We start from the raw sequence: 12,035 nt of genomic DNA, 5'->3' as shown, positions 1-12,035 counted from the left end.
CAGCGCGCTAGGCTATCTTTCGCCGGTACGGTTTGCTGCGCAATTTAATAAGAGAAAGGCAGTTTAATGGTGTCTACTTTCTTGACAGAGGTCCAAAATTCCGCATAACTGGGCAATTGTGAGGAAATCATCCTAAATAGAGGGAGTTTTTCCCTATAACACTCCCTCCCCAACGCCGGATCATAATTTCATAGACTGAGTGCAGAAGGTGGGGGAGTTTTTCCCTATAACACTCCCTCCCCAACGCCGGATCATAATTTCATAGACTGAGTGCAGAAGGTGGGGGAGTTTGGAATATGAAATCTTGCAAAATGTACAACAAAACGGAAACCGTCCCTAAAAGGACGGTTTCCGTTTATTCTTGTTTAAATCCGTTAAATGAAACGTAGACCAGACATATACGGCAAAGGAATGGCCTCTGATTCCTCGGGGGAATCAGAGGTGTGAAGCGGGCTCGCTGGATCAAACAACAGCGAGATCAGCTCCTTGTCGTCCTGCACGGATGACAAGTCGAGCCCCTTGCGGCATCCTTCGGTCTGCCGCAAAAGCGCTGCCCGGTCTGCGATGCAGACCGTTCCGCTGTTCGCGCCGGCGCTTAAGGAGACGCCGGCGTCCCGCAGGAGCGCGAGCAGGCTGCGCTCCTGCCACGGCACAGGCACTTGCAGCGTGCCAACGCCGCCGCACAGAGCCGCTTTTGCCAGCAACGCCGCTACCGCGCTCGGCTGGCCGGCCCATTCCACCGCCGTCGCCGCGCTCGGCGCTGGCACTTCTGCCGCCGCGGGTACAGCCACCGCGGCGAACCCCTCGATGCTGCCGTCCCGAACGGCTACGAGTGTGCGCTGGGACAAGCCCAGCACACCCGCGTAAGCCTCGGCACCCAGCAGCAGCGCTAGCTCACCCGGACTGTACACCTGTCCGGCTTCGCGTTCATTCAGCAGCCGGTTGACGGCGAAGAAGTCGCCCGGCTTCATAGGCCGCAGCGTCCATTCTTCTCCTGCTGCGGCAGCAAGTGCGTGAGCCGAGCTTGCGTTCAGCTCGGCAAATTGCGTACCTCCGAACGGTACGCATCCCGCTCTGGTGTATAGCGAACGATCACCCGAGACAAAGATAAGCGATGCCTCGGCCTTCGCAGCGTGACTCTGGCATAGCTGTAGAAGTTGGCCCGCCAGCCCTTGGCCACGAAAAGCGGGATCGGTGCAGACAGCACCTATGGAGAATACATTCAGGAACGCATCTCCAGTCTTGATCGTGGAGGGTACGAGTCCCATGAAAGCAGCAACCGTTCCGTCATCGGCAATAGCCGCGTAGGAATGACTGAGTCCAGGGCGGAAAATAAGGGGAAACAGTTCTTTCATTGAAGTGGCACCTGATTTACGAAAGACGGAATCTGCGAGCAGAGCCGCTTGGTTCAGCTCCACAGTTTTAATTAATCTCAATTGCATAACATTCAGCCTCCTAGTATGTACACTCGATGGGGAGAAAGCATTTACATAAAGTATAAGGCCCGGGGAATGAAATCTCCAATCTTGTTTATATTATTCAATGTCTCAAAAGGATGTGGGTAAGGGTAATAACGTACATAAATAAAAAGGGAAGTGAATAATCGGTGTCCCAACTTGCAGATAATATTATATTATTACTGGCAGCGCTCCTGCTTGTAGGTGTATTTTCCACTAAGTTCTCCACTAAATTTGGAATGCCAGCTTTAGTGCTATTCCTTGCTGCGGGGATGGTGCTGAGCCAATTCGTTTTTTTTAACAATGCTTCCTTAACGCAGATGGCCGGGATCTTCGCATTGGTTGTCATATTATTCGAAGGTGGCATGCAGACGAGTATTAAGGATATTAAACCTGTTATTCGGCCAGCATTATCCTTATCAACGGTAGGCGTAATCATGACGACAGCCATTGTAGGGGTATTCGCTAAGCTGATCCTTAATGTGTCATGGCCAGAAAGCTTTCTGTTTGGAGCGATCGTTGGATCGACAGATGCGGCTGCAGTCTTCTCGGTACTCGGCGGTAAGAACATTGATAAACGTCTGACCTCGACGTTAGAAGCAGAATCAGGAAGCAACGATCCAATGGCGGTTTTCTTGACAGTCTCGCTAATCGAATGGATACAGCATCCGGATATGGTGATATGGGGACTTCTATTGTCCTTTATATGGGAGATGGGCATTGGCTTAGTACTGGGTTTTATACTGGGGAAGATCGCAGTTTTCTGTATCAATCGAATTAACCTGGATTCTACAGGTCTTTATCCAGTAATGGGCATTGGCTTTGCTGTCCTGACCTATGGCTTATCTGCATGGGTACATAGTAGCGGGCTGCTGGCTGTTTATGTTATGGGCCTTACGCTTGGCAATTCTGAGCTAATGTATCACCGTACCATTATGAATTTTAGTCATGGTTTTGCTTGGATGATGCAAATATTTATGTTCATACTGCTGGGCTTATTAGTATTTCCACAGGAGCTGGCGGAAGTGGCTTGGCAAGGGATCTTGTTATCCGTCATTCTGATGGTTGTAGCCAGGCCAATTGGTGTATTTATAAGCCTGCACTTTTCCAAATTCACGATCTGCGAAAAGACATTGATTTCTTGGGCCGGACTTCGTGGAGCTGTTCCGATTGTGTTAGCGACTTATCCCCTGCTGGCTGATCTGCCCCACGGACGGTTATTCTTTAATGTTGTATTCTTTGTCGTGCTGACCTCGGCAGTAATTCAGGGAACTAGTATTTCCCCGTTAGCATCCCGATTGAAACTTGTGGGGCAAGAAGATTCAGATCAGCCTTCATTAATGGAGCTGGTCGCTCTTGGCAAGACAGATTCGGAGTTTAACCATATTGGAATTAATCCTTACATGCCGATTGCTGGACAGAAAATTTCGGAAATAGGTCTGCCAGACGATATCTTATTTACGGCAATTATCCGCAATAAAAAGATTGTCACCCCGCATGGCAGTACCGTTATTGAGCCTGGGGATACTGTGTATGTACTAAGTCCAAAGAGCAAGCGTGATGAGATGAGGGCTTTCTTCCGCAGCAGGAAAGGCAAGACCGCGGAGGAGGATGGTTCTTTAATCTAGAGAAGAACCCTTTTTCCAAAGTGTGACACACATAATAGGCTTTATAACATAAGGTGTGCTAGAATCGGCACAACATATAATCTCCAGAATAGTTGTAAAACACGAAAGAATGTGTTAAATTGTATATAGATTTAGAACGAGTCTAAATACAATTAAAATAAATGAACCATAGGAGGTTTTATTAATGACAACACAATTAAAGAGCCATACTGAACTGCAAGCTGCATTAAACCGCCAAACTGCGAACTGGTTCCTGCTCGGAGTAAAGCTTCATCATTATCACTGGTATGTTAGCGGATCTCAATTCTTCACACTGCATGAGAAGTTTGAAGAGCTATACAATGAAGCTGCGGGTTATGCAGATGATTTGGCTGAGCGTTTACTTTCTATTGGTGGACAACCAGCCTCCACAATGAAGCAATATCTTGAATTGTCCGACCTACAAGAATCTCGCGGCGGCGAAGATGCTAAGGGTATGGTATTAGAGCTAGTTAGAGACTTTAAGACTGTTGCTAAAGAACTGCAAGATGCAATTGCTGCTGCAGAAGAACTAAGTGATCAACCCACTGCGGATCTGCTGATTGGCATCAGAAGCAGCATTGAGAAACATGCTTGGATGCTGAATGCCTTTATCGGCTAAGACAAGATCCTTATAAGGATAGAATACACAAAGAGCGCCCGCGTTTCGTTAACGCATGGCGCTCTTTCTTTTGAAATCTTCTATTTAATAAATACTCCACCAAATGGCACGGCTTCGCGCAGAAATCGTTTAATAATTCCATCATCGTTATTATCTCTTTCAAATCGGCGATTCTGGCGTCCGGCCTGAAACAACACAGGGCCGTGGCCCGTCATCTTCCAGTGATAACTCATATGCTGGCTAGCTAAATGGTTACCGTAAACAGTAAGTTCCAGCTTCGCATTCTCAGGATAGGCAATAATACTGCCTGCATCAACATAGAGCGGATTGTAAGGATGAAGCTCAGCTTCACAGACCGTCCCTTCGGTCAGTATGCCAATGATGCCATTACCCGTAAATTTAACCTTCACAATATCTCGTGTAACGAGCACATTTTTCATACTCAGCACCCGTGTATCCATCGTAACTCCCTTGCTGTAGAAGAAGAGATGTTTAAAGTCGTACAATAAATCGCTCTTTCCATCAAGCTGCAGAATCTTTATCCGATAACCGGGTGGAAGAGCGGCGACAAAATGGCAAGGACCAGACATATCCGAACGAATCAATTTTCGCTTGCGATAGATGCCCTTCACATCCATAAATCTGTCTGCCCGTCCAGTGGCAGGCCCTTGATAAGCGATAATCTGTTGTGGATGCAGCACATGAACCTCTTCCTGCTCCCCAAGGGAGAAGGCTACGGCTTGTCCGCTCCCGCTGTCACTTTCATCTTGGACATCGATGTTCATATTTCATCTCCCTCATGCTGTAGGCGTGATCTTTACTGAATGTTCAAGATTAGCGCAGACGGTCTCCTTTTCTAGAACGGTGAAGCATGCTGAAACGAATAATACGGATGAGTATAAAATACCCCAGAATCAGACCAATCCCCGTAAAAATAGTTACTTTGATTTTATGATAATATTCTTCTCGTGCCGACCGGTCATTTTGCAACTCATCAACCATCTGTGTCAGTTGGCGATTCTGCTCCTGCAATGCTTCGTTCTGTGTTCGATACGCTTCCATTTCCTGCGTAGTATTCGTAAGCTTATCTTTAGCTTGTTGTAGCTCTTCAGCTGTCTGCTGAAATCCCTCTTTTAATTCATTTACTTCATTTGGAAGCTCAGAGAAGCTTTTGAATCCATTATAGATATCACTGAATATATTGGCTTTTGCTACTGGGGCTGGAAGAGATATGGTAAGGGTCAGCAGAAGCAGGAGCGAACATAACAGCTGTAGATATTTACGGTATTTATGTTGTTTCATCTATATAATCACCACCCGATTTAGGCTTGTATTTCTTTTATTTTAACACAGCTTGACAGCTTCTGACAGCGTACGCTAAGCGTGAATAGAGCTTCTTGGGTCAGTAATATTTGCCGGTTTGAAGTGAGGTTACACTTCCTTGTAAAGAACGGTGAGGCTGTGCTCTTCATGATTGAGAAGAGGGAATATTTATCGTATACTTTGGACGGAAAGGGGCTGCTACGGAATGAATAAATGGCTTAAGACAATGTTATTTTTAGTCGGATCTGCTTTTTTGACGAGGTTGATTCCATTCTCATCTTTGTTTCGGAATTTGGACACGATGATTCATGAATTTGGTCATGCGCTGGTAACTTTATTGCTGTCAGGCAGTGTGCTGCGTATTGAACTATACGCGAATCATAGTGGTGTCACCTATTCAGCTATTCAAGATGGAGGCAGAGCGATACTGGTGTCGCTATCCGGTTATATGCTGGCTTCTTTATTCGCATTGCTGCTCTTCTATCTCTACAGTAAAGGACGGCATGATTGGGGTCTTATCTTAGCAACTACAGTAGCATTGATTATGCTGGTGATGTACGTGCGGGGAAGCTTCGGAATGATGTGGTTAGGTGGGTTTATTGCACTGAATGTTTTAATGCTGGTAGTGTGGAAAAAGGCTAGCAAATATTATTATTTGTTATTAGCTTTTCTGACCTTGGAAGAGTCTGTAATGGGAAGTTTATTTCTTGTATATGCGGCCGTTGTTTCCCCATCTCGTGCGGGAGATGCCAGTAACCTGGCAAGAATGACATCAGTGCCGGCCATTTTTTGGGCAGTCCTATTTTTTATATTTTCACTGCTTTGCGCCAAATGGGCGCTGGGACTATTTTTTAAGCGGGAGCGAGTGCAGCCTAAACTTCAGAGCCGTTAAAGATTAAAAATATAAAATTTTCGTCATAAACAGACAAAAGGGGCTGTTTTTGCGAGAGTCAGTCTACTTAGTATGTAGATTGGCTCTTTTTTTGTCGATAATATAGAACCGAACATACATTCCATGACATGGAGCTGTCCGCCATTATTGGTACATTAATAGAAGACCCAAAAAAAGAAAGAGGTGGAAAATATGATGGAAAGTATTCATCCCATATTTACATGGGGGCAAGATCGTATTTTTGCAGGTGGGAATCGCGATGTTGTTTTACTTGTCGAATGGAAAGGGAACATGCCTTCAGAAAATAGCCGACCCAGCAGCCATAAAGTGGTTGCACGTGATATTGAACTACGAGTTTGGCTTGAGCCACATGTAACTTTTAAGCGCTGTTATGGATGTGAAATGGAGGCTGGAGAAGGAAATTCACTCTTGCTTAAGCTTGGCAAAATAAAAACAGGACAGCGCAAATTCGTAGGGCTAGAGTTCACTACCTCTAGTTCTGTAGCAGGTAAGTATGAAGCATTATCCCTACAGTGGAAGTATAAAAAGCCAACCGTAGAGCGTGTTCGTGAACTCCCCGTAAAGGTGCTAGAGCTAGAGTATGCGCATCATACCCGCATTCTGAACGATACTTGTTGCTTTTATGTTGAGAAGCATCTGGAATTGTTGAAGACGGCTGAAAAGGTAGAAGAAGCAGCGGCATTACGAAATAAAGGCCAGCATAGTGAAGCTCATGAGATGCTCAATCGACATGCGGATAAGATGTTGTTGCTCGCGGTACGCTCTGGAGATCCTTTGCTGCTTAAAGAAGCTGAATTGTTGTATAAACAGATCGGGTTCGAGCATCAGCAACGAAGTAAAGGCGTTGGTGGAATTTAATATAGGACTCACTGCATGAGGATGCATATAGACGAAAAAAGACCTATACATAAATTGGACTTTTTAGCGGATTCGGCGGAAAATTATAAGAAGAATTGTAATATAAAATGTGGTAACATAGTAAAAAAGTTCTATCACAATTTTACTTTTTTTCATAAAATAATGGGTCTATTTAACCATGAATCAAGGGGAACTGAATATGACAGACCGATTAATCCGACTGATGCGCATTATTACACTTGTTCAAGCTAAGCCGGGGATATTAGCCCGCGAATTGGCGGAACGCTGCGGCAACAGCGAGAGAACGATATACCGGGATATGGATGCGCTTAGCGCCATGCATATTCCCATAACCCATTTGGGGCATGGAAAAGGTTATGCTTTTATTGGAAATTTTGCACTCTATCCCTTGGATTGGTCGGAAGAAGAAGCAACCGCATTTTCGCAATTGCGCTATATTATGGAAGATATAAAACCAGCATTACCCATAGATTTTGAAAGCGCATATGAAAAAGTAGTCGCAGCTGAATATAAACGTAAGGCAGAGAGAGAAGAAACGATAGAACGTGCAAGGAGAGAAGTAGGAGTGGGGTGGGCGGAAAGAAACAGTTCGCAGATGGAGCAACACTCTTTTCTTACTCCGATCCTGGAGGCTTTATTAAAGCAAAAGAGCATTCAAGCGAATTATAGTGAAAATGCACTAGAAGAGAAAGGGATCACTATTGATCCTTATTGTCTTGTCCCGCTGGAAAGTCGTTTTCATCTTATTGGATTTTGTCATCGCCAGGGTATTATTCGTACATATCACATCAACGATTTTTCTAATGTGAAGCCACTAAACCGTTTTTTTTCGAAGGAAGCGTTTGATGTGCAAGCTTTTATGAAGCAGAAATGGTCACTCGATCGGGATAGTTTACAGGTAGAATTCAAAGTGAAATTCTCGGAACGGATAATGGAAGGAATCAAGAAGGACGAATTACCTTTTAAGCCAAACAAAGTGGATCGTCAATCTAGATGTTTTCATTTTAAGGTTGCAGTGGAACAAGATATTGGATTTGTCCGCTGGATTAAGAGATTTGAAGAGGAAGCTGAAATCATTGAACCGTACTATTATCGTGAAGTAATCAGGCAGCAGTTGGAAAAATGGAGTGCGCACTATAAATAGTGATATGCTCATTTGACCCTCGTTCAATTCGAAAGATGGGGTGCTTGTGCAACCATTTAAATGGTTGCCGGAGGCATCCTTTTTTTGCGATTAAGTCGAAGATATACTCATTTTACTATCTAATTATAACAATATATAACCAAACATATCTAAACACAACTTAATCTATAGAAAATCGAAAAAACGTATGCTAGAATAGCATCTACATATACATATGAAAATAGGAGGAATGGAAATGTTTAAGAAATGGTCAATTAGAATCTTTAGCGTATTGGCAATTTTTTTGGTTGTGAATTTATCTGCAGGCGCAGCGGTGGAGATAGAGGCAGCTTCCAAGAAAACAGAGATTATAGTATCCGCTGCAGCCAGCTTGCAGGATAGTTTAGATAAAATGGCTCTTCTCTATGAGAAGAAGCATCCCGATATTGAATTAGTCTTTAATTATGCTGCATCCGGAACATTACAGAAGCAGATTGAGCAAGGTGCTCCGGCTGATCTTTTCTTCTCTGCAGGGGATAAACAGATGAATGCGTTAGTGGATGCTGGACTGATCTCTGACCATAAGGTTCTGCTTAAGAATCAACTGGTTCTGGTCGTACCTTCGAATTCAAACGCTTCATTAAATACGATCACTCAACTTACGGACAAATCCTTTAAGAAGGTAGCGGTAGGACAGCCTGAATCTGTGCCCGCAGGCCAATATGCTCAGCAATCGTTAACTGCGAAGAAGGTATGGGATACAGTGAAAAACAAGCTTGTATTTGCGAAGGATGTCCGTCAGGTACTTTCTTACGTCGAAACGGGGAATGTCGATGCAGGCTTTGTCTATAAGACAGATGCATTGACTTCAAAGAAGACGAAGATTGCTCTTACCGTGGGTCCGCATGTTCACAAAGCCATTAATTATCCGGCAGGTATCGTGAAGAATTCGAAGAATCAGAAGGAAGCTAAGGAATTGTACACTTATCTTCAGAGCAAGGAAGCTAGTGATATTTTTGCAAGCTATGGCTTCTTGCTTCTTAATTAAAAAATAATAGGTGGAAGCGGGGTGGATAAGGATGGAAATAAACTGGACTGATTTCTTTGCCCCAGTCTGGCTTTCCGTAAAAATATCAGTAATTACGAGCATCATTGTGTTTATTCTGGCAACGGCTGCGGCTAAGGCGATGGCAGGTCGGAAATTTCCTGGTTATAGCTTGCTCGAGACTGTAATGCTGCTTCCACTCGTGTTGCCGCCGACAGTTGTCGGATTTGTGCTGTTGGTCGTCTTAGGTCGTCGCAGCTGGATTGGCAGATGGTATGAACAGATGACGGAGCATACGATCCTTTTCACATGGGGGGCTGCAGTGATCGCCGCGGTTGTCGTAGCTTTTCCTCTCGTCTACCGCACGGTGAAGGCGGGCTTTGAAGGTGTGGAACCGGATCTTGAAGATGCGGCGCGTGCACAGGGAGCGAGTGAATTACAGGTACTGCGTTATGTCACATTGCCCCTTGCAGGTCGTTCACTCGCTGCGGGGTATGTTCTGGGTTTTGCCCGTGGTTTAGGGGAATTCGGTGCTACGATCATGGTAGCTGGAAATATTCCTGGCCGCACCCAGACTGTGCCCACAGCGATCTATGTCGCGGTGGATGGCGGCAACATGACCCTTGCTTGGATGTGGGTGTGCTCCATTATTGTTATGTCTGCTGTGATGTTGATATTTGTGAACCGTCGTACTTAATTTCATTGCTTACAAAATAAAAATGAAGCCCATCCAGAGCGATCTGAGTGGGCTTCATTTATTTTTGAGATTACACAAAGAGGATATACCAATATACCCATTAATATGACGCCAGCCTATAATGCATCACGTCTCGTAAATAATCGTCCCAGTTTCCGTAAGATCGTATCCGTGAATGGATCCAAGCTCACTTTGAAAGGCTGGTGAGCGTAAAATATCAATCACGGTAGCGATCCATTGCTCATGCTCCGTTTTCTTGAGCATCACGAGATCGTAACACTCTTGAATCAAGGGAATGAAATCAATGCCATCGACAATCTTGGCAGCTTTCTCGGTGCCGATGGCCACATCGGCTTCTCCTCGTGCCACTTTACCGGCGACCGCCAAATGGCTATTCTCTTCCTGCTCATATCCAGATAGGCTTGCAGCAGGAATGCCGTGCAATCGGAGTTGTTCATCCAATAACACGCGTGCGCCAGCGCCTCGTTCTCTATTGATCATTGTAAGTCCCTCCTGTTGTAGATGAGACCACTCAAGGAGACCTCTTGGGTTTCCTTTTTGAACATACAATCCTGCACTTCGGGTCAACAGACGGACTACAACATAAGAGAAGCCCACAAGTATTTTACGAATATAGGGAAGGTTATATTCTCCCGTATCCCCGTCGAGCAGATGCGTACTGACGATGTCCGATTCGCCCTGATACATGGCAATTAGACTGTCTAGACTGCCAGCGTAAGAACGAAGAGGGCGTCCAGTGGACTGGGAACGTTCCAAATAGGTGGCTAGAATATCGAGTGACATATCCTGACCTGTAATCACCAGATTATTTCCTGTAGCCTTGCTATTAAATTGGCCAGAATGTGTGGCAACTTGAGTTCGATTTGCTCCAGCAAAAGCCAGCGGCGATGTCGGTGAGGTCATACCACTTCGAGCATTCTGTTTGTAGGCTTCTAAATCAGATTGATCTACACGCATCTGTTTTCCTACACGGTAGGAGGGAAGCTCCCCTTTTTTAATCAGATCATATACTTTTAATTTCGAGATCTTCAGTACACGGGCAATTTCCTCAGTCGTATAGGATGTGTTATCAGACATCACAAAAGCCTCCAGAACTTCATAATAGGACAAGCCTACCTTATTTTGAAGCCCTGTGCAATTAGGCTATTGTGGTTTACCCGCCTGCTGTGTATCGGATAATTTGATTAATTCTGAAACGGTAACAAATCGGAAACCTTGCTTTTCTAATTCCGGTAAAATAATTTTGAGCGCTTCTCTGGTTTGGGATTGTCCATGCACATGATCATGAAACAGGACGATGTCACCATTACGTGCATTGCGAATAACCCTGTTCGCGATACTCTGCACGCCAGGGCGATTCCAGTCGCGTGTATCCTGATGCCAGGACCATAGAATAGGCTTTAGTCCCATATTGTTTGAGATATCAACCAGTGTCTCGTCATACATTCCACCTGGAGGTCTGAACAAAGAGCTGTGCTTTCCAGAGACCTTTATAATCTCTTCTTCGGTTAATTTCAGCTCTCGCTCAAATTGGTCTTTGTTAATAGGTTTTCTAAAATAAACGTGATTGTAGGTATGGTTAGCTAATTCATGTCCTTCGGAAATGACTCGTTTCGCCACTTCTGGATAGGTCGCAATTCTTTTTCCAATAGCAAAAAAGGTGCATTTCGCATGATGTTGACTCAATACCTTTAATATTTGATCGGTTTCAGAAGGGTCAGGACCGTCATCAAACGTCAATGCAATCACTTTTTGGTTAGTATGTACTTCCCAAATCATGTCTCCTCTTTTTTCGTAGTAGTCGCGGTTCTTGCTCGGACTACCTAGAGCGGAGTTCGTGAAGCATAACAAGAGAGAGAGGGTAGTCATCATAATTTTGCAGCTAGTTTTCATGAATTCACCTGTTTTTTTATTTTAGAATGCTCCTTTGAAGGGTTAAAATATTCATAGTTTCAGTTTTGCAAAAACGATCAGCCTTTTTTCATGTTCTTTCCGAAGATTCGTTCCAAGGGTGCTTCAGCAGTGGTGAAGATTTCTACAGACTCTACAATATAAGTAAGTTTTCTTCCGTCCGAAATAGAAACGATTATTTAATGCTAAGCTGAGTAGGCAGGATAGGTTTAGGTAATGATGGTTTAATATCGTTCTTTTGAATAGAGTGATGAAGTTAAGATTAATGTTTCCATTTCAGTTGCATTAAGTTTGGTGGATTGCTTCCATTGCAGTTTGGCATTGGTATAGCATTTTGCATTTTGATGTGAAAATTGTTATGAAAATGCCTTATAATGAAGTTCAATATAGAGACATTT

At 44.3% G+C, this 12,035-nt stretch carries 12 protein-coding genes; 7 read left to right on the top strand and 5 right to left on the bottom strand.

The features are described from left to right. Window positions 1-374: 374 nt before the first annotated feature. Window positions 375-1,442: a GNAT family N-acetyltransferase gene (locus UQ64_RS18755; protein WP_060625061.1), complete on the bottom strand. Its 1,068-nt coding sequence runs from the start codon at window positions 1,440-1,442 to the stop codon at window positions 375-377. Between the two features lie 164 nt (window positions 1,443-1,606). Here UQ64_RS18755 and UQ64_RS18750 point away from each other — a divergent pair, with 164 nt between their 5' ends. Both UQ64_RS18750 and UQ64_RS18745 read left to right on the top strand, forming a co-directional pair. Beyond that, entirely contained in the window at window positions 1,607-3,085 is a 1,479-nt protein-coding gene (locus tag UQ64_RS18750; protein WP_060625060.1) for a potassium/proton antiporter, read from the top strand. A 184-nt stretch (window positions 3,086-3,269) separates the two neighbouring features. Continuing rightward, a complete protein-coding gene (locus tag UQ64_RS18745) occupies window positions 3,270-3,725 on the top strand; it encodes a Dps family protein (RefSeq protein WP_060625059.1) in 456 nt (151 codons plus the stop codon). Window positions 3,726-3,805: 80 nt separating this feature from the next. Here the strand turns inward: UQ64_RS18745 and UQ64_RS18740 are convergent, their stop codons facing one another. Continuing rightward, window positions 3,806-4,510: an AIM24 family protein gene (locus tag UQ64_RS18740; protein ID WP_060625058.1), complete on the bottom strand. Its 705-nt coding sequence runs from the start codon at window positions 4,508-4,510 to the stop codon at window positions 3,806-3,808. A 49-nt stretch (window positions 4,511-4,559) separates the two neighbouring features. Beyond that, window positions 4,560-5,027 carry a DUF3450 domain-containing protein gene (locus UQ64_RS18735; RefSeq protein ID WP_060625057.1) on the bottom strand — a complete coding sequence of 156 codons (468 nt, stop codon included), beginning with the start codon at window positions 5,025-5,027 and terminating at the stop codon, window positions 4,560-4,562. Window positions 5,028-5,253: 226 nt separating this feature from the next. Here UQ64_RS18735 and UQ64_RS18730 point away from each other — a divergent pair, with 226 nt between their 5' ends. The 5 genes from UQ64_RS18730 to modB all read left to right on the top strand — a co-directional run bounded on the left by UQ64_RS18730 (window position 5,254) and on the right by modB (window position 9,705). Then, the gene (locus tag UQ64_RS18730) at window positions 5,254-5,940 is read left to right on the top strand and encodes a M50 family metallopeptidase (RefSeq protein WP_060625056.1); all 687 of its coding nucleotides are present in this window, start codon (window positions 5,254-5,256) and stop codon (window positions 5,938-5,940) included. 192 nt (window positions 5,941-6,132) lie between these two features. Beyond that, window positions 6,133-6,819, top strand: coding sequence for a hypothetical protein (locus tag UQ64_RS18725; protein ID WP_060625055.1), 687 nt, complete (start codon window positions 6,133-6,135; stop codon window positions 6,817-6,819). A 199-nt stretch (window positions 6,820-7,018) separates the two neighbouring features. After that, entirely contained in the window at window positions 7,019-7,984 is a 966-nt protein-coding gene (locus UQ64_RS18720) for a helix-turn-helix transcriptional regulator (protein ID WP_060625054.1), read from the top strand. A 235-nt stretch (window positions 7,985-8,219) separates the two neighbouring features. Next, entirely contained in the window at window positions 8,220-9,011 is a 792-nt protein-coding gene (gene modA / locus UQ64_RS18715) for a molybdate ABC transporter substrate-binding protein (RefSeq protein WP_060625053.1), read from the top strand. 31 nt (window positions 9,012-9,042) lie between these two features. Beyond that, entirely contained in the window at window positions 9,043-9,705 is a 663-nt protein-coding gene (gene modB / locus UQ64_RS18710; protein WP_060625052.1) for a molybdate ABC transporter permease subunit, read from the top strand. Window positions 9,706-9,831: 126 nt separating this feature from the next. Here the strand turns inward: modB and UQ64_RS18705 are convergent, their stop codons facing one another. Then, a complete protein-coding gene (locus UQ64_RS18705; protein ID WP_060625051.1) occupies window positions 9,832-10,803 on the bottom strand; it encodes a substrate-binding domain-containing protein in 972 nt (323 codons plus the stop codon). 66 nt (window positions 10,804-10,869) lie between these two features. Then, window positions 10,870-11,619 carry a polysaccharide deacetylase family protein gene (locus UQ64_RS18700; protein ID WP_060625050.1) on the bottom strand — a complete coding sequence of 250 codons (750 nt, stop codon included), beginning with the start codon at window positions 11,617-11,619 and terminating at the stop codon, window positions 10,870-10,872. Window positions 11,620-12,035: the final 416 nt, after the last annotated feature.

The sequence above is a fragment of the Paenibacillus etheri genome, assembly GCF_001012825.1.
Classification (GTDB): domain Bacteria; phylum Bacillota; class Bacilli; order Paenibacillales; family Paenibacillaceae; genus Paenibacillus_AQ; species Paenibacillus_AQ etheri.
Note: the sequence above shows the minus strand (reverse complement) of the source record. Positions and strands in the feature narration are given on the sequence as shown.

Bases quoted from the DNA above. Each gene is read 5' to 3' on its own strand.
- UQ64_RS18730 (WP_060625056.1), top strand. From the start codon at position 5,254: ATGAATAAATGGCTTAAGACAATGTTATTTTTAGTCGGATCTGCTTTT.
- UQ64_RS18745 (WP_060625059.1), top strand. From the start codon at position 3,270: ATGACAACACAATTAAAGAGCCATACTGAACTGCAAGCTGCATTAAAC.
- UQ64_RS18755 (WP_060625061.1), bottom strand. From the start codon at position 1,442: ATGCAATTGAGATTAATTAAAACTGTGGAGCTGAACCAAGCGGCTCTG.
- UQ64_RS18700 (WP_060625050.1), bottom strand. From the start codon at position 11,619: ATGAAAACTAGCTGCAAAATTATGATGACTACCCTCTCTCTCTTGTTA.
- modA (WP_060625053.1), top strand. From the start codon at position 8,220: ATGTTTAAGAAATGGTCAATTAGAATCTTTAGCGTATTGGCAATTTTT.
- UQ64_RS18720 (WP_060625054.1), top strand. From the start codon at position 7,019: ATGACAGACCGATTAATCCGACTGATGCGCATTATTACACTTGTTCAA.
- UQ64_RS18725 (WP_060625055.1), top strand. From the start codon at position 6,133: ATGATGGAAAGTATTCATCCCATATTTACATGGGGGCAAGATCGTATT.
- UQ64_RS18740 (WP_060625058.1), bottom strand. From the start codon at position 4,510: ATGAACATCGATGTCCAAGATGAAAGTGACAGCGGGAGCGGACAAGCC.
- UQ64_RS18705 (WP_060625051.1), bottom strand. From the start codon at position 10,803: ATGTCTGATAACACATCCTATACGACTGAGGAAATTGCCCGTGTACTG.
- UQ64_RS18735 (WP_060625057.1), bottom strand. From the start codon at position 5,027: ATGAAACAACATAAATACCGTAAATATCTACAGCTGTTATGTTCGCTC.
- modB (WP_060625052.1), top strand. From the start codon at position 9,043: ATGGAAATAAACTGGACTGATTTCTTTGCCCCAGTCTGGCTTTCCGTA.